At 59.4% G+C, this 17,544-nt stretch carries 11 protein-coding genes and 7 pseudogenes; 9 read left to right on the forward strand and 9 right to left on the reverse strand.

The window, feature by feature from the left end; translation table 11 throughout:
- Positions 1-12: 12 nt before the first annotated feature.
- The 5 genes from RW095_RS03690 to RW095_RS03705 form a co-directional block, all read right to left on the reverse strand.
- Positions 13-2,124 (reverse strand): FUSC family protein, encoded by a 2,112-nt coding sequence (locus tag RW095_RS03690; RefSeq protein WP_317016466.1) that lies wholly within the window; start codon positions 2,122-2,124, stop codon positions 13-15.
- 7 nt (positions 2,125-2,131) lie between these two features.
- Positions 2,132-3,190: a multidrug transporter subunit MdtN gene (gene mdtN / locus RW095_RS03695; RefSeq protein ID WP_317016467.1), complete on the reverse strand. Its 1,059-nt coding sequence runs from the start codon at positions 3,188-3,190 to the stop codon at positions 2,132-2,134.
- Between the two features lie 19 nt (positions 3,191-3,209).
- The gene (locus RW095_RS03700) at positions 3,210-3,452 is read right to left on the reverse strand and encodes a YtcA family lipoprotein (protein ID WP_317016468.1); all 243 of its coding nucleotides are present in this window, start codon (positions 3,450-3,452) and stop codon (positions 3,210-3,212) included.
- A 1,234-nt stretch (positions 3,453-4,686) separates the two neighbouring features.
- The gene (locus RW095_RS41230) at positions 4,687-5,076 is read right to left on the reverse strand and encodes a DUF3331 domain-containing protein (RefSeq protein ID WP_394365042.1); all 390 of its coding nucleotides are present in this window, start codon (positions 5,074-5,076) and stop codon (positions 4,687-4,689) included.
- 11 nt (positions 5,077-5,087) lie between these two features.
- Positions 5,088-5,210 (reverse strand): hypothetical protein, encoded by a 123-nt coding sequence (locus RW095_RS03705; RefSeq protein ID WP_317016469.1) that lies wholly within the window; start codon positions 5,208-5,210, stop codon positions 5,088-5,090.
- 1,431 nt (positions 5,211-6,641) lie between these two features.
- Here RW095_RS03705 and RW095_RS03710 point away from each other — a divergent pair.
- Positions 6,642-7,117 (forward strand): annotated as a pseudogene (locus tag RW095_RS03710) (ester cyclase).
- Between the two features lie 66 nt (positions 7,118-7,183).
- Here the strand turns inward: RW095_RS03710 and RW095_RS03715 are convergent.
- From RW095_RS03715 to RW095_RS03725, 3 genes and pseudogenes are all read right to left on the reverse strand, one after another.
- Positions 7,184-7,402 carry a hypothetical protein gene (locus RW095_RS03715; RefSeq protein ID WP_317016471.1) on the reverse strand — a complete coding sequence of 73 codons (219 nt, stop codon included), beginning with the start codon at positions 7,400-7,402 and terminating at the stop codon, positions 7,184-7,186.
- A gap of 475 nt (positions 7,403-7,877) precedes the next feature.
- Positions 7,878-8,156: pseudogene (locus RW095_RS03720) on the reverse strand (3-hydroxyacyl-CoA dehydrogenase NAD-binding domain-containing protein); the annotation flags it as partial.
- 38 nt (positions 8,157-8,194) lie between these two features.
- Positions 8,195-8,350 (reverse strand): annotated as a pseudogene (locus tag RW095_RS03725) (hydrolase); the annotation flags it as partial.
- Between the two features lie 378 nt (positions 8,351-8,728).
- On the opposite strand from RW095_RS03725, the pseudogene RW095_RS03730 reads away from it, so the two are divergent.
- The 8 genes and pseudogenes from RW095_RS03730 to RW095_RS03770 form a co-directional block, all read left to right on the forward strand.
- Positions 8,729-9,691 (forward strand): annotated as a pseudogene (locus RW095_RS03730) (IS5 family transposase); the annotation flags it as partial.
- Between the two features lie 748 nt (positions 9,692-10,439).
- Positions 10,440-10,658 (forward strand): annotated as a pseudogene (locus tag RW095_RS03735) (hydrolase); the annotation flags it as partial.
- 150 nt (positions 10,659-10,808) lie between these two features.
- Positions 10,809-11,435 (forward strand): response regulator transcription factor, encoded by a 627-nt coding sequence (locus RW095_RS03740; protein ID WP_317016472.1) that lies wholly within the window; start codon positions 10,809-10,811, stop codon positions 11,433-11,435.
- A gap of 856 nt (positions 11,436-12,291) precedes the next feature.
- A complete protein-coding gene (locus RW095_RS03745; protein WP_317016305.1) occupies positions 12,292-12,606 on the forward strand; it encodes a transposase in 315 nt (104 codons plus the stop codon).
- Positions 12,603-13,262 carry an IS3 family transposase gene (locus tag RW095_RS03750; RefSeq protein WP_317016474.1) on the forward strand — a complete coding sequence of 220 codons (660 nt, stop codon included), beginning with the start codon at positions 12,603-12,605 and terminating at the stop codon, positions 13,260-13,262. Before RW095_RS03745 ends, RW095_RS03750 begins: the two co-directional genes overlap by 4 nt.
- Positions 13,263-13,453: 191 nt before the next feature.
- On the forward strand, positions 13,454-14,539 hold the full coding sequence (locus RW095_RS03755; protein ID WP_317015302.1) for an IS110 family RNA-guided transposase: 1,086 nt from the start codon (positions 13,454-13,456) through the stop codon (positions 14,537-14,539).
- A 322-nt stretch (positions 14,540-14,861) separates the two neighbouring features.
- Positions 14,862-15,911, forward strand: a pseudogene (locus RW095_RS03760) (IS110 family transposase).
- An 18-nt stretch (positions 15,912-15,929) separates the two neighbouring features.
- Positions 15,930-16,223 carry an IS3 family transposase gene (locus tag RW095_RS03770; protein WP_317016477.1) on the forward strand — a complete coding sequence of 98 codons (294 nt, stop codon included), beginning with the start codon at positions 15,930-15,932 and terminating at the stop codon, positions 16,221-16,223.
- 51 nt (positions 16,224-16,274) lie between these two features.
- Here RW095_RS03770 and RW095_RS03775 read toward each other — a convergent pair.
- Positions 16,275-17,343 (reverse strand): annotated as a pseudogene (locus RW095_RS03775) (IS1182 family transposase); the annotation flags it as partial.
- Positions 17,344-17,544 lie beyond the last annotated feature (201 nt).

Below are 17,544 nucleotides of genomic sequence, written 5' to 3' on the forward strand. Positions count from 1 at the left end.
CCGGTCGCGCATTCATGCTCGTATCGCCGATGATGCGGGCGCCGCGACGGGTGCCTCGACGCGCCAGTCCGGCAATCCCGCGACCTGCCGTGACAGGTCGTCCGCTGCGGCGATGAGCGGCCGATCGGTCGGTTGGGCCAGTTCGACAGCTTGTGCGGCGATCTCGATGCGTCGCGGTGCGTGCGCATCGGGCGGGTTGACCGCGAGCTCGTCGGCGTACCGGCTGAGTTTGGCGCTGGCCTCATCCTGGGCCGCGCGCACTGCGTCGATAGTGCGTGGGTTCGACGATCCCGCTTGCGCCACGAACATGTGGCGCAACGCGTCGCCCGCCAGCATGATCTCGCGTCCCTGCGCGAGAACCGTTTGCGCGCGCAGCGTCAGTTGCGGCTGCTCCCCTTCCTGCCAGCCGGGTTCGAGCGCGACACGCGAGAGCGTCGCTTCGCAATCGGCCAGCACGGCCCACGCCTGCAACTGGCGCTGTGCATAGGGCAAATCGTCCGGTTGGTCGACGCCGGCCTGTGGAGGGCGTAGCTGTGCAGCGATCGCGCGCAACACGTTTGCGAGCTTCTGCCGCAGCACCTCGCCCTCGCCCTCGCGCCAGAACGACATCTGCACGAAGGTCGCCACGCCGACGCCGAGCAGAATGCCCACCATCCGGTCGCGGATTTCAGTGAGGTTCGTGGTTGGGCCGAATTGTCCGAGCAACGCAAGCGAAAACGTGAACATCACCTGGAGGCCGGCATAGCTGATTCTCTCCGAACCCGCCGATATCCACGCCCCGAGCGCGACGACGGGCAACGCCATCAGCAACAGGCTGACAATGTCGTCGAAATGCGGAACGATGAACACGACCATGAACAACGCCAGCGCGCTGCCGATGGCAGCCCCGCCCGCCCGCAGCAACGCGCGCTGCGTCGATGCGCCGAGGCTCGGCAACGCGACGATCAGGCAGGTCAGCATGATCGTGTGAACGCCCTGCCGGTCCGCGGCGTTGTAGAACACGTAGCAGACGAGAACCGCGAGCAGCGTCTTCAGCGAAAAGCGCGTGTACGCGGGATTGGTCCATGCGTCGGGCGCGAGCATCGGCTCGCTCGCGGGCGGCTTGCCGGCCGCGGCGGCACCGCTTGTCACAAGATCGGCGTACGCGCGCAGCGCCCGCTGCAATTCGGCGGCGATAGAAAACGTGTCGGCGGCCTTGCGCTCTTCAGGTGTCGCCGTGCTGACGTAGCGATAGGGTTCGCCCGTCATGACCGATTCGTCAAGCGCGTGGCAGTTCGCACGCAACTCGCGCAACATTGCCAGTTGCGCTGCCGACGCGCCTCGCCAACTGAGCGGCAGCTCACTCGCGCTGCGATAAAGACGGGACACGGTCGCAATGCACGCAAGCTGCAATGCCTGATGCTCAAGATAGTGGGCATCACGCATCGTCGTGAACCGCAGCAGCTTCTGCAGCGTAAGCGCGCCTTGCTGGACCGCCGCCAGCGTGATCGGCGCGCCACTCGTGGTGCCGTCGATTAGCTGCGACAGGCGTGTGTCCAGCGCCGCGAGCTGCCGATGGATTTCCGCCTTGAGTTGCAGTTGCGGTTCGGCAGGCAACAGCAACGTATTGACCACGAGTGTCAGCGCGATCGGATAGTTGACGGCGACCCACACCCACAACACCGCGCGGATCAGCAGGTCGGCCTGATCGGTCTGGTCCACGAAACTCTGCACGTAGATCACGACGATCGCGACGCAGAAGAACACCACGCCGATCTTGAGCACCCGGAGGAGGTACACGCTGCCGAAAAACATCAGACTCGCGATGACAATGCGCAGCAACGGATAGTCGAACGTAAATTTCAGTACCAGGATCGACAGGCCAATGGCGAGCGTCGATCCGACCATGAACATCACGCCGACCAGCCGCGTGAGGACCACGTTCGACTGCGTGACGTAGAACACCACCAGCAGCGACAACGCGAGTTCGGGCACCTCGAGCGCCATCGACGCGACGATCACGATGGCGCTCGTCAGCATGCAACGCAACATGACGTTCAAACGCCCGGGGAAAGGCGCCAGCTCGCGCCTCAGGAAAGCGCCTGCATCGCGCAGGGTGACGGGCAGATAGTCGGCGGCGGTCATGGGCTCCTCAATGGCGCTCGCCGTCGTTGTCGCGCCCGGGTTCCAGCACGGCCACCGCCGATGTACCTACGCGAAACAGCTCCGGGTTCGGACGGTCGATGCGTATCTTCACCGGGAAGCGCTGCGATACATGGACCCAGTTAAGCGTGCGTTGAATGTGTGGCAACCCGCCGGGCAATGCAAGGCCGCCTTCATCGGACGCGATGCCATAGCTGATCGAATCGACGCTGCCCTGGAAGCGCTGGCCCGTATCGCTCATCAGATAGACTATGGCGGGCGTCCCCGCCCTGACGCCCTTGAGTTCGGTCTCGCGAAAGTTCGCGACCACGTACCAGTGGCGCGTGTCGATCAGGGTGAAGACCGGTTTGAGCGCCGTGGCAAACTGGCCTGTCGACGTTTTCAATGACACGATGCGTCCGTCGAACGGTGCTCGCACCGTCGCATACTCCAGATTCAGTTCGGCAGTCGCGATCTCCGCCATGCCGACGGCGCGTTGCGCCACCAGCGCATCGACGCCGCTCACCGCCGCCGCCGCCTGCTGCGCCTGCAGTTGCGCGGCGCTGAGTTCGGCCTGCGTGGAGCGTTGCGCGGTGCGTGCACGGTCGACGTCTTCAGCTGACACATAACCATGTGACAACAGTGGCTCCATGCGGTGCAGCGTATCCGACGCCTGGCCGGCTGCGGCTCGCGCGCGCTCGACGGCTGCACGCACCGACTGCGCGTTGTACTGCTGCGCATTGACCGTGCGCTGGGTCAGCTCGATCTGGCGGTCGAGCGCGACGAGGGATGCGTTGCCCCGCGCGAGCGCATCCTGATACGGGCGCGGATCGATACGGAACAGCAGATCGCCCTGCTTCACTGCCTGATTGTCGCGCACGGCCAGTTCGACGATGCGGCCGCTGACCTCGGGCACGACGTCGATCGTGTCCGCATAGACATAGGCGTCGTCGGTGCGAGGCGCGCGGTCCCACAGCCGGATGACGTAGACGAGCAGCAACAGCGTCACCACGACCATCACGATGGCCGGCCATTTTTTCTTCGATGTTTTGCTGGTAGTCGTCGCCATTGCATCGATCTGCGGATCTTCAGTGTTGGAACAGCACTAGCCAGACAGCGAGTGCGAAGAAAGCGACAAGGGTGGGATACACCAGGGCCCCAGGTCCCATCAGACGGTCGGCCTGCAGCCGCTTGAGAATCACATAGACGACGACCGTGAGCACAACGCCCGCGACGATGCAGAACAGCCAGTCGGGAAAGTACGCACCGAGCACACCAATGGAGGGCGAGCTTGCACACCCCGACACGAGGACCACGGCAATCGCGGCCATGGCGATTGCGCGCTTTGGATATCTGCCTCTGGGGATTGGAATGTGTCGTTTCAATGTCGTCCCTGTGGTTGGAATCAATGTCACACGAGAAACTCCAACGGAGGATCGCCATCGAAGGGTTGTCTGAACAAACCGATAGCGCCTTTTCAAGTAGTAGCCCGCGCTCCGCTCGCCGAGAGCTTGCAGACGTACCAATTCGTCGCACTAGTGCAGAAAGAGGCACCACGCATCGCATGAAAATGCACTAGCCGAAAGAAACGATTGCTGATTTGTGGAACTCTGGCAAACACGGATATATGCCTATCAGTAACACGGGCACGGCTTCGACTAACAAGGAGCGCCAGCGAAGCGACTTCTGCGGCTGCGCACCGACCGGTTCCCGCCTGATACCCTGCAATGGGATTCGATGCGGCGTATCCTGGGGCGAAAAACGAGTCGTTATGGCGAAGCGCAAGTGAGCCGCCCGGCAGTGATCGACAAGCGCTACCTCTTCTCTGGGGGCGCCGTTCGACCTCAATCCGGTAAACACATTGTCTCCTGGCGCGGCACGGCCCACCATCCCCCAGTAAGCGGATGCGCTTTAATCGATGGGGGCCGGCCCACGCACCACCAGCACCGAGCTTACCTGCCAGACCCGATCGACTTGCTACTGAACCCGTAGACGCGGCACGAACAATCATATGCGCGTCGATCGATTACGCGTTCTGAGCTACGTGTCCCCGTGGACACGTAGCAACAATGAGTCATGCTCTCTGCGCCAGGGCGAATACAAACGACCGGTTACCATACGGGCACCCCGGAGGCCTTTCCCGGGACGAGGTCCTTCATATCGTCTTGACAGAGGCAGCAATATGACTCAAACAGTTCTGCGCACAGGGTAGCCAGGGCAGCAAGATTCACAGCCTGGTCTACGTGCTCGACCTCGCCCGTGCTCAGGATGTCGTCTAGGCTTGGAGCAAGGCGACGCAGTTGCTGGAACGCGAAAGCGTCAAGTTTCATGTCGGAACCTCAAGTGGATGTGAACGTCGCTTGCGACCAAGGATTTCAAAAGGCTATCCGCGCCGTTCATGGATTCATTCCTGGGAGATAGGTGTCGATATAGTGAAAACATCGCCATCGCGAAGGAGCGACGCCAGTTCGCTTTGTTGCGGAGTTGATGCGGCGAGCCGCGTTCAGCCTCCATTGACCTCGACGTGAGGACTTTGATGCCGTTGTGTTACCTACCCTTCGTTAGTTAAACACCCTCGTCCGACGTGGTCGCCTCCATCACAGACGCCAGAATCATGGCGTCGATATTTTGTGGAGCGCGTCGCAATACTCGAGGGCTGTACACGGCATCACCTTTCGCTATGGCCTGCCCGCTCAGTGCGCATATTCCAGTTTTCCGTGCGATACAGCGCTGCCAGAGTTGTTCGCCATAGCGGCAAGCGGTCGAGTCGCTCCATGCGACGGTAGCAGTTGTCCGACTCTGTCGCTCGAGTACCCGGATCGCGCACCTTTTGTAAGCTTCGTGGCGACAGTCTGCGTGAGCGGGCCGATGCCCCCGAAATGTGGTGGCGCTATCACGGCTGAGGAGCGCCACGGTGTGGAACCACGCGCAGTCGATTTCGATGACATCCCCCATCAGGGTGCTCCTTAGCCATTCGTATATTTCTTCGGGAAAACCTGCCTGCAGGCACCTGCGATGGCGGCGTCGTTGTCCACGAAGATGTGTGGGCAGTAATCGTCCGGGGCGGCATCGAAGATCGCCTCAACCATCGCAAACGCCTCGCGATACCGATATCGCGCCGGGTCTGTGACCTCGTCGTTGGAACCGGTAAGCGCAAGTCGGGAAACCTGAAGAACGCGCGCCCCGACGACTTCGCGTCCGCTTTGACACTAGCCGGAAGAGCGGCCGCTCCGGCCTACGGACCGGCCTGGTATTCGATGATGAAACAATCATTGGAGTAATGCCAAGGTGGCGGTGCAACAAGCGACGATTCTCCCTGCGGCATGAGAGATAGCGAAAATCTTTGAGCATTTTCTTTGTGTCCTGTCTTTGTGCCGAAGCAGAACGGGACCGCTTGCAGAGACCGGAAAACACACGAGACCAGTAACCGAGTCTTAGGTATTCCCGTCTACATAAGCGGATCTCGTGCGAGCTGTCCAGATAATTCCTAACGACCTATTCGGACTTTACCCAGCAACAAGCTTATCTGTTCCTTGACAGAGTCACCATCCCCTCGTTGGGGGTCTGACCGGTCAGCAGACACTCTGACCTGAATGACATTGACATGCCAACCTGCAAAGGGTGTATGCCATCAGCGAGTCCTCTGCGTACGGGTTGTCTGCAGGCCAGCCTGCGTCTGGTCGTAGCAGGCGACCCCGCAGGCTGGCCTGCAGACAACGGATAGCCCAAGGAGATTTCCTTCGCATAACAGAATTTTTTCACTGAACAGGGTTTGACTATCAACGCCCCATAGAAGGGGGTATTCGTACTTTCCGTGCATGTATGGATTCGCCACCGCACCGCGCTGATGAACCAGATGCAAGCCGCGATTTTGCTAAGAACAGGGTGCGTGGATCTCATCAAGGCTGCGGGCGTACTTCGGCTATCGTCCAATTGCAAGCCGGATAATTGCATGCAGACCGTTTCGACATCACGAACAAGAAGCTTGCAAAAGGCGCCGGGTCCATACACGCACGAAAAGCACGATTGCCCCTGAACGCAACGACCGGTTCTCTTGTTTCTTGAGGTCGATGCAGGCATTCCGTTTCTTGCTGTCTAGTTGCCCTGTGAACGTAAAGCGGCCGCCTAACGCATACCGTTACGCGGTTTGTCACCATTGCTCACTTCCAGTGTGATGCATCGCAGCGCGGACAAGCCCCAGCGGACAGGTGTGCATTCGCAGCCAGATCGCGTTGCTGTGTCATGTGTTCGAGCGCTACGAGTACGGGTATTTGCGTTATTCCCTGACCCATGTCGGGCTGGTGGAACTGCCCGCAGCGCGCATATCGACACCTGGCGTCAATCGCCAGCCTTCGAATGTCACTCTGCCGTCTATTCATTGGTAACGACCGCACCACAACCGCGTGGCAGTTCTTCGAATATAGCCGCAAGAAACGAGGGGCTACTGACTGCTTGCGTCGATATTGTTCAGGGAGAGAGAGGCGATCGCGCTGCTCTTCTTCAACCACAGTTAATGAAGAATTCACCACAGAGAAGACCACAACAAGGCCATCGTAGGCCGCTGGTTCACCGATTTCTGGGGCAAGACCTGCAACCTCGACATCGTCGACGAACTTGCTGTTCCCGACATGCTTCTGTGCTGCTCGCTGCACGAGTCGCACCGTGGCCGCGAGGACATCAGGCATTCATGACCGATTTCCGCGAAGCGTTCCGGGATCTCAACTTCTGGGGCGCTGCTGATCTCATCGCCGAGGGGGACTATGTAGTCGGCCGTTGGGAGGGTGACGGCACGCATACCGGTCCCGCACTCAGCGATTTCCTCATTGGATCATTGCCGCCTGCGACCGGCCGGAAAATGCGCTTCTCCGGCATGAACGTGCTCCGCCTCAAAGATGGCAAGATCGTTGAGGAAATCGGCCTGGACGACGGCGTGACTGACCGGCGCTTCCTTAACGGACTTTGCCTTTTGCGAGGGGCAGTTGGCAACCTGAATTAAGACCAGTTTCAAGAGGCCCCCGGCGCAATCTGGGGCGACCTTGCACCTGCCCCATGCGTGGTGACGTTACTGGTTCGAAGCAACGAATGCGCAATCGACAAATGTATGCGCGCGACGCTGACCGTAGGCGACAGCCTCCTCAGGACACGCAAATTCAAGCGACTCTGTATAACTTGCAATCACGTGCTCCGGAAGGAAGTAACCTTCCTCATGAATGTACCAGGTGACGGTATAGCGTGGCTCGACACCGTTAAAGGAGAGCGCGGTGATCTCGGCGACGCGCACGCATACTCCGAGGCCTCGGTAGGGTCGGCAGCGGTGGTCACGCACGTCTCCTTTAGCGGATGAACACCTCTTTGCAACGGCTGTTTCAGATCGTGCCTTCGGAACCTGTCGGCACGCCGCGGAATCGATCCATAAGATTATGTTCTGCATGTCATTAAAGAAGTATGTGTCGAGCCCACGCGTGAAGCACTCACCAATCGTAAATAGGGTGGACCACGCTGAGCGCGAATTACTATCATAGGCGCCAGGGTTATATAGATGCACAGAGCTATTCGGAAACATCGCAGTCGTTGTCGATGTTCAAATACCAAATGATCCTGGCGCGGTGGCCACGGGCAGCGAGAAGGGAATTGTCGCGTTATATGTCGCTTGATGCGACTAAACGCCCACGGGGAACTACGCCCCTCCCTTATGAAAACGCCAGGCCTTAAAACTGTCAGGCTTATGATAGAAATTGGCGCTCAGCGTGGTCCACCCCCGTCAAGCCCCAGCGCAGGCCCGGCCCCCGGGAGCGGGCGGTGTCGACGTCGGCGGCACTCAGCACACCCTCTGATACCAGGTAGTAGACCTCGCGCGCCACCGCGAACTGCAGACGGTTGGCGACGTGGCCCCGCAATTCCTTGTTCAGGCGCACCGCCTGTTTCCCGATCGACGTATAGAACTCCATGACGCGCTGGATCGTCTCTTCCGAGGTCTTGGTCCCGCCGACGATCTCGACCAGCGGAATCAGGTGCGGCGGATTGAACGGATGCCTTGTCGAGATGAATCTGCTTCGGTGTGTGCGTGACGCCTGGTCAGGATCGTCGAAACGGAGAACTCCTTCGCCGCGTTCGCCACCAGCGCGGCATTGTTGCGCAGCACGACCGGGTCGATCGACTTCGTGGCAAAGGCCATCTGCGACTGGTGGTCGATGAGGATCAGCGTGTGATCGGAAGGGGACAGCAGCAGCTTTCCGGGCCTTGCTTGAGCTTGGGCATCATCGTTTCTCGGTTGGAAGTAGTGGACACGCGACGTCTCGCGGCCCGGACGTATCTTGCGATAGGACCTTCGATGAAAAAATCCCCTTGTCGGGGGACGGCTAGCGCAAGGCGGGGGATAGTCCTTGGGAAGTCCTACTTGCCGCGGGATTGCTTGGGAGACATGCCATATTTCCGCTTCAGGTAGCGCTTGAGGGACCTCAGCTTGCGACCGTCTTCCAGATCTAAACGGTCAAGCGATTCTTGATCGCTGACGGTATAGCCCTCAAATCAGCTTATTGGACTCGACCGTCATCGCAGATGCGGTCGAACGCGTTGTAAAAGAAGTTCACGGAACGGTCGATCGACGATAAACCGCCAGATCAGCTTTGCAGAAGCGGAAAGTGCGGGCAAGAAGCGCGTGACGAGTCGCCAGCGCTTCCTGACCGAGATGAAGAGCGTGGTGCCATGGTCGCGCTTGCTGGTGGCGCTCGAGCCGTACTACCCGAAGGGGAGCGAGGCCGGCCGCCGATCGGATTGGAACGGATGCTGCACATCTACTTTCTGCAGCAGTGGTACGGCCTGTCGGATGAAGGTCTGGAAGACCGCTGTGCGACAGCATTGCGATGCGCGCTTTCGCGGGTATCGATCTGGCGGTCGAGAATGTGCCGGATGAGACCACCTTGCTGAAATTCCGTCGCCTGTCGGTCGGGTATGATCTGACACGCAAGCTGTTCGACGAGATCGGCATCTCGCTGTGCGAGCGGGGCTTGATGATGAAGGAAGGCACACTGGTGGACGCGACGATCATCGAGGCGCCGCCGTCGACCAAAAATGCCGGGAAGAGCCGCGACCCGGAGATGCATCAGACGAAGAAAGGCAACGAATGGCACTTCGGCATGAAGGCGCACATTGGTGTCGATGCCGAGTCGGGCTTGATACATAGCGTGGTCGGTACCGCCGCGAATGTCTCGGACGTGTCTCAAGCCCATGCCCTGTTGCGCGGTCATGAAGAGCAGGCGTTTGGCGACGCCGGCTACACGGGCGTGGACAAGCGGGAGGAGATGCAAGGCAAGTCGGTGAGATGGCAGGTCGCTGCCAGCGCGGGAAGATCAAGGCGATGCAAGAGGGTCCGTTGAAGGAGCTGCTGGTCGAACTCGAACAGACCAAGGCGCAGATTCCGCTCGGGTCGAGCATCCGTTCCACGTGATCAAGAATCTGTTTCGTCATCGCAAGGTTCGCTACAAGGGCTTGGTCAAGAACACCGCGCAGCCGTTCAGCCTGTTGGTCTGGGAACCTGGTGATCGCGAGGAATCGGTTGCGGCCGGCTCATGCTCATTGGGGGAAATCCGTCGTGAGTGCGAAAAAACGAGAAGTGAGGTCCGCCTTCGAGCCAAACTCACTTCAATTGCCATCCATACCCTTCTTTACGCCGAGCGTTGCGGGTCGTTCTGCTCGCAACACCGGCGATGAGCCATTAGCGGGTAAGGAGACGGCATCACTGCCGCCCTCTCCCAAAGAACCGCCCAAGCGACTCTCACCGCAAACGGCTCAAGCACAGCTAAAGCATCATCCGCTGATGCCGGTCTCGCCGTACTGCACAAGACTTTCGCAAACGCCATTTCGTTGGTCCATCCCATTGCTGAGACGAGGGCGCTGAACTGCAATACAGCAGTCTCTTCCAAGCTTGCCGCCAAATACCCAAGGCAGGAGCCCGGTGCGCGAATCGCGCACGCCGGGATCTGCGCGGGGGGGTGACCGGTAACGGCCATTCCTACCGCAACTATTTGTGCAATTCAATGACCGTCCCCTGCTATCCATTCCGGAAGCAATACGCGCGTCCCTATGGCGAGTTTCGCAGCTGGCCGCCGGCTTCGATCGGGTCCCTCAAGCGCTACCTGAAGCGGAAATATGGCATGTCTCCCAAGCATTCCCGCGGCAAGTAGGACTTCCCAAGGACTATCCCCCGCCTTGCGCTAGACGTCCCCCGACAAGGGGATTTTTTTATCGAACGTGCTATCGCAAGATACGTCCGGGCCGCGAGACGCCGCGTGTCCACTACTTCCAACCGAGAAACGATGATGCCCCAAGCTCAAGCCAAGCCCGGAAAGCTGCTGCTGTCCCCTTCCGATCACACGCTGATCCTCATCGACCACCAGTCGCAGATGGCCTTTGCCACGAAGTCGATCGACCCGGTCGTGCTGCGTAACAATGCCGCGCTGGTGCCGAAGGCGGCGAAGGAGTCCTCCGTTTCGACGATCCTGACCACGGTGGCATCGAAGATCTTCTCGGGTTCGATCCGTCATCCGGAAACACCGAGCGGATCTCGTCGAAGAGGGCTGCGACGGTTGTGGGCGGGTCGATAGTACGCGTTGGCCGCTAATGCAATCAGACATTTAAAACCATTTAGTCCGACAAGGAAGGGCTTTCACCTAACGATAGAGAGTTCTATGGAATCCGCGAGCGAATTAATCTACGTAGTCGACGACGACGGGCGCGTGCGAGAAGCACTCGCTGCGCTGTTGCACGCAAGCGGAAGAGACGTCCAGACATTCAACTCTGGCCAAGAGTTTCTGGACACCCCGCATCAAAATGTCGTTGCATGCCTGATACTGGATATGAGAATGTCAGGCATGAGCGGGCTGGAAGTCCAGAAGCGTGTCAGCAGGACCTCACAGATTCCGGTCATTTTCATTACCGGAAGGGCAGATGTACCGTCCGCGGTCCTGGCCATGAAGGGCGGAGCTATTGACTTCCTCACAAAGCCACTCGATGAAGACGCGTTGATGCGTGCAGTTGATGCGGCACTCGCCAGGGCGCGCGTTCTTCGCAAGGAGGCGGAAGATTCGGCGGCGCTCCAGGCTCTCCACCAATCGCTGACGCCTCGTGAGCAGGAGCTGTTGCCGTTACTCGCAAGCGGCCGGCTCAACAAGCAGGCGGCTGAAGTTCTTGGTATCACCGAATACACCGTACAGGTACATCGCGGCCGCATCATGAGAAAAATGCAAGCGGATTCATTTGCGACGTTGGTCAGGCAAACATACAGACTGCAGCTTGAAACATCGTCGACGACGTGACGAGCGGCGTCACCAGCCGAGCGGCTGTTTCGAGATGCGAAGCTGACGCACGAATGTCCGGCTGAGCCGACGGGCGGCGCCTTCTGTCCGGTGGACTGATATGACTTTCCGTGTCAATCGGGATCGGTTTTCGTCGCTTCCCTTCCATAGTCACGTGAATTCCCTGGGGGCGGCGTAGCAGTAAGTCTCGACGGTGGATCACACTTCTATGAGCGAAACTCTGTCAAGATTTCCTATGCCAGAATTCTCATAACGTGTCTCCGTTTGTTTGGTCTGAAATCGTCGTGGCGCTCGTGAGAAGAACCAGCATCGCTGGGTAGCAGGCGCGGTTGCCCGCGCCCAGCCCCCTAACTCGAGAATGAAAGGGGTATCCTTTGGGCCTCGAAAATGGCGGCAGCGATCACGGGAATCGACCATTCGGCGAGAGAAACGTACGCCTCAGCCCCGGCGTCTGCAATCCGGCAGCATCGAGGCCCAACGGGCTTCTGCATTCCTAACGGCCAAAAGCGATGACATTGGAGCAAACAAGGCAAGCATTTGCAGCCGCCGCCGGTCACCCGCCACGACGATGCCCCGCCTTCGAATGAAAGGAGACCTCCTTTAACTTCACGCGGAGCACGCGATACACAAGGGATGTATAGGCGAGCGGCAGTGGACGCACGGAGAGACCTGCGCCCCAAACATGAATGAGAGACTGTTGTTCGGTGCAGCCACGTCACGCGCCGTCATCGAAAGTGGAATCGTGTAAGTCCAGAACGACACCGCAAGTCTGGCAAACGACGAGGTGAGGATCAACGACGACTGAAGTTGACCCGTGAAAACGGACACCTATTCTTTTTGAAGAGGAGGTGTCGAAATGGGCAAGACTCGTACACCGTACCCGGCGGAGTTCCGGGCGCATATGGTGGAATTGGTCAAGGCCGGGCGTACACCGCAGGAGCTCGCGCTGGAGTTCGAACCGACGGCACAGACCATCGTCAACTGGTGCGCGCAGGCTGAGCGTGATGCTGGCGTACGGCATGACGGGCTGACCACGGCTGAACGGCAGGAACTGACGCGTCTGCGCCGTGAGAATCGCCAGTTAAAAATGGAGCGCGACATTCTCTCGCAGGCTGCGGCCTGGTTCGCGAGAGAGACGGGAGCCGTGCCACCGAAGGGTACGGATTCATGAAAGCGAACCGGGCCCGCTGGCCCATTGCCAGGATGGCACGGCTGCTCGGGGTCTCGACGAGCGGTTTCTACGCGTGGCTGGTACGCGAGCCATCGCAGCAAGCATCCAGCGATGCGCTGCTGCTGGCGCGCATCCGTACGCTGCATGCGAGCTCGCGCGGGACGTCTGGCGCGCCACGTATCCACGCGCAGCTCGCACGCGAAGGCATGCACGTGGGACGCAAGCGGGTGGCGCGGCTCATGCGCATGGCAGGGTTGTGTGGGGCCAGCCGGCGGCGCTGGCCACGAACCACGCGGCAACGTGCGGGGGCACGGCGCGCACCCGACCTGGTACGCCGGCACTTCAGCGCTGATGCGATGAACGTGCTGTGGGTTGCAGATGCCACCTACATCCCGACTGACGAGGGCTTTCTGTATCTGGCCGTGGTGCTCGACGTGTTCAGCCGGCGCATCGTTGGCTGGGCGATGTCCAATCATCTGTATACGGAACTGATGCTGCGAGCGCTGGACATGGCATTGCAGCAGCGCCACCACGATGGGGTGATTCTGCATTCGGACAGTAAGAATACGGGTACCAGATGTTTCCGGGCAGTCACCGTTTCGAAAGAGGGGCTTTCGGGAGAGGTCTGGTGCCGTAGAGCGTTCCGGGCGACCTGACCCACATTCCGATCGACTCAATGTCTTTCCCTGGACCCGTCGGTCCTCTGGAACTGCCGAACGGCGAGGTTTCACCTCGTCGATACGTGTGACTCAAGAAGGGCCTGACGCCCTGTCACTTTACTGTCTTGTCCAGGTACTCGATGCCGGTGAGATCGCCCATATCCTATCGGCAACCGGAGCGAGGCTGTATGAAAGAAGAACAGGCTACTGCTGGCCGTCGCAGCATCGTAGGCGGCGTTGATACGCATAAGGATCTGCATTTCGCGGCTGTGGTTGACGAACTTGATCGCCTTCTCGGCAGCGAATGCTTCCCAACCACGCGGCACGGCTACAAGCAGATGTTGCTTTGGATGCGCTCATTCGGTGAGCTTGTCCGGGTCGGCGTCGAGTGCACCGGGAGCTACGGCGCGGGCTTACTGCGCTACCTGCAGCAGGCCCATGTAACCGTGCTGGAGGTCACCGCACCGGATAAGAGCGACCGGCGCAAACGTGGCAAGGACGACACGCTGGACGCCTACAACGCGGCTCACGCTGCCTTCGCCGGCGTGCGTACCGTCACGCCCAAGACGCGCGATGGCATGATTGAGTCGCTACGCGTTCTGAAAGTCTGCCGGAAGACGGCCATTTCGGCGCGTCGCGTCGCTTTACAGCTGATCCACAGTACCATCATCAGCGCGCCCGATGAATTACGTGAATCACTACGCGCGATGACACGAATGCAGCTCATCCGAACATTGGCTGCGTGGCGTCCGGATCTGTCGGACTATCGGAACCTGACCTCTGCTTGCCGAATTGCACTGAAGTCGCTGGGACGTCGGTATCTGGAGTTGCACGACGAGATTGCCGACCTCGACGTCATGATCGCAACGCTCGTGGACGAACTCGCCCCCGATCTTGTCTCGCGAAATTCGATTGGTTACGAGTCGGCTTCGCAACTGTTATTGACCGCAGGCGATAACAGCGACCGGCTTCAGTCAGAGGCCAGCTTCGCCGCCCTTTGTGGCGTGAGCCCCGTCCCGGCGTCCTCCGGTAAGGTGACGCGACATCGGTTAAATCGCGGTGGGGATCGCGCAGCCAACAGCGCCTTGCACATCATTGCCATCGGTCGCTTGAGAACCGACGCTCGCACAAAGGCCTACGTCGCCAAACGTGTCGGCGAGGGGCATTCGAAACTTGAAGCAATCCGCTGCCTCAAGCGCTATATCGCGCGGGAGGTCTACTACGTAATCCAGCAACGCAACCGCCAGATCACGCAGGCTCAAATTACCGCTTGATCTTTAGAAGGGCGTCCAGGGCTGTCAGTACACGTCCATTGCCTTCGGCCGACGTTGTCGCGAGGCCGGCGTGCAACCGTCAATGGGGACCGCCGGCGACGCCTATGACACTCAGTCCAAAATACGCCTTGAACGTCGTTCCGATCTGACCCAGCCTATGATTGGCCGCGCTGCCTTCGCGTTGACCTGTCGATTGGATTCGACGTTCCCCGAGCGTTGCCGGGCCCAGCGTCTGTGACCTGATAGGAGCTTCGTATTGCGCCGTGAGTGTCCTGTCCTGCGATTGGGGTTGGCGATGCGTTCACCCACAAGGAAGACACGAATGGAACAAGTGGAAGTGATTTTAGGCGTTGATACCCATCTGGATGTTCATGTTGGAGCCGTCATCAATCAGACGGGAAAACTGCTCGGAACCCTCACTGTTTCGGCAAGTGCAAGCGGATACCTGGATCTGCTCATCTGGGCGCAATCGTTCGGCGTGCTTCGTCGCGCCGGCGTAGAAGAGACCGGCACGTATGGCGCCGGGCTGACGCGCGTCCTGCTGGATCATGAGATTGAAGTCCGGGAGGTAAATCGGCCGGACCGCGCGGATCGCAGGTTTCGAGGCAAATCCGATACCACCGACGCCGAAAGCGCTGCACGCGCCGTGCTTTCAGGCAAGGCCGCAGCGATCCCAAAGGACAAATCGGGCGCTGCTGAGGCTATGCGCGCTGTCACCGTCTCACGGCGAAGTGCTGTTAAGGCGAAAACCCAAGCCATCAATCAGCTGAGAAGCTTGCTCGTCAGCGCACCTCAAGACATTCGCGAGCGCCTTTCGAGCACAAAGATCGCCGAATGCGTTGCGAACTGCGCTCGCGTCAGGTCGCTGGGCAACACTCCTATGTTGCAGACTCTGGCCATCACGCTTCGCTTGCTGGCGAAGCGGTGGATGGCTTTGGAGGATGAACTGAAGGCGCTTGATGCAATGTTGGAGAAGCTTACCAACCAGTACGCTCGTCGGCTTAGGGGGCGCTTCGGTGTCGGACCTCACACCGCCGCGATACTCGTTACTGTTGCGGGCGACAACCCTGAACGACTAAAAAATGAAGCGTCTCTCGCAGCGCTTTGCGGAACGAGCCCTCTCTAGGCGTCATCTGGTAAAACAGTACGGCATCGACTGAATCGCGGGGGAAACCGTTCTGCAACCAACGCGCTATGGACAATAGCGATGGTCCGCATGCGCAGTGACCCGAGAACCAAAGCGTACGTGCAACGTCGCACCCATCAGGGTATGTCGAAGAAAGAAATTCACCGCTGCTTGAAGCGGTACATAGTCAGAGAACTCTATCCTCTCATTCTCGCCGATCTAGCGGATTCCAAAGCCTTCGCTTGACATAGGAGCGTCAACGCGATGTGTGAGTCGTTCTTCGGCACGCTCGAGGCAGAGCTGCTATCGCGCGAACACCTTGCAACTCATGAGCAGGCGCGTCGGCGCGTGTTCTCGTTCCTGGAAGGTTGGTACAACGTACGCCGCCTGCACAGCAGCATCGGGTATTGCTCGCCGCTCGAATTCGAAAACCTGCATGCGTCGCATCAGCCCTCACCACAGCGCGGGTTGCCCACCGCCGGGCAGCGTCAGGGTCGAGAGAAGCGACCCGCCGCCCGGCCGTGGACAACCCGCGAGTCAACCCTTAACGGAGGCTAGACCAAATCGAATCGCTGACTACAAATCTGTCCGTCAAACCGGGTCAACCTCAATGAGCCGCTCGCCTGCCGGGCACCGATATTCGTTCGTCTTTGCGTCGTAAATGAAGTCTTCCTTGCCGAAGCGGCCATGAGCCGTAGCGCTCGATGTCACCGTCTTCGGAACGAACACGGTTATCCCAGCCTCATGGCATGCGAGTATCTCTTCACTCTTGTAGTAGCAGTAGCCGCGATCCGCAACTGCGGTGAGCTGGTCAACATCCATCTCTGTACGGGCAAGCTTCGCCATCGACGCCAACTGATCACGATCGATGCCATCGTTAGTAACGACGTGCGCGACGATCAGGTGGTGCTTCGTGTCAACCGCTGTCTGGACGTTGTAGCCGACGACTCCAGTTCCCCGCGTCTTCATCGAACGGGCATCCGGATCCGTGAGCGATATTTGTCCGTCGGGCGCCGCGTTGAGTTGAACCTCGATCTCCTTGAGGCTGCGCATCTGCTCCTTCAAGGCCGCGATCTTCTCCTGCAGTCGCTCTGTCCTGGCCTTCGCGATCGCAGGCTCCTGACGATCCGCTGTGTCCATCGCCTCGAGATAGCGAGCGATACCAGACTCGATGTCGCGCATGCGTCGTTCGAGCTTGGCGCTCGTGAAGTTGCGGTCGCGATGGTTCACCGCCTTGAACTTGCTGCCATCAATCGCAACGATCGCTTCGGCGAAGAGGTCCAGACGCTGGCACAGCACGACGAACTGACGGCAGACGCTACGGATCGCTTTGCCGTTGTCTTTACGGAACCGCGCAATGGTCTTGAAGTCCGGTGCCAGGCGGCCCGTGAGCCACATCAGTTCAACGTTGCGCTGGGCCTCGCGTTCAAGGCGACGGCTGGATTGAATACGGTTCAGGTAACCGTAGATGTAGATCTTGAGCATCACCTCCGGGTGATACGAAGGCCGACCGGTCAGCGCGGGCTCGACACCTTCAAACCCGAGTTTCTGAAGATCGAGCTCATCTACAAAAAACATCGACTACGCGCACGGGATTTGTGTCCGTCACGTAGTCGTCAAGTGCTTCGGGGAGAAGAAAGCTTTGTGTGCGACTGTCGCCTTGAACGAACCGCTTCATCTCGCTTCATCCTTCGCTACCGGATGAAGAATCTTAGCGCTTCAAAGGCGCTTTGACACAATCTGGGCCAACAAGAGACGGCCGTCCGTGTAGTTCGAACGGCCGCAACGTGTGCGGGAACGGACGCTGGGACGAAGCGGACGGCAGATAGCATGTGGCGTCGTTCAAACCCGTCGCCACTGACACTGCCGCGCTATCACG

This window comes from Paraburkholderia kirstenboschensis (genome assembly GCF_032806925.1).
Classification (GTDB): Bacteria; Pseudomonadota; Gammaproteobacteria; order Burkholderiales; family Burkholderiaceae; genus Paraburkholderia; species Paraburkholderia kirstenboschensis.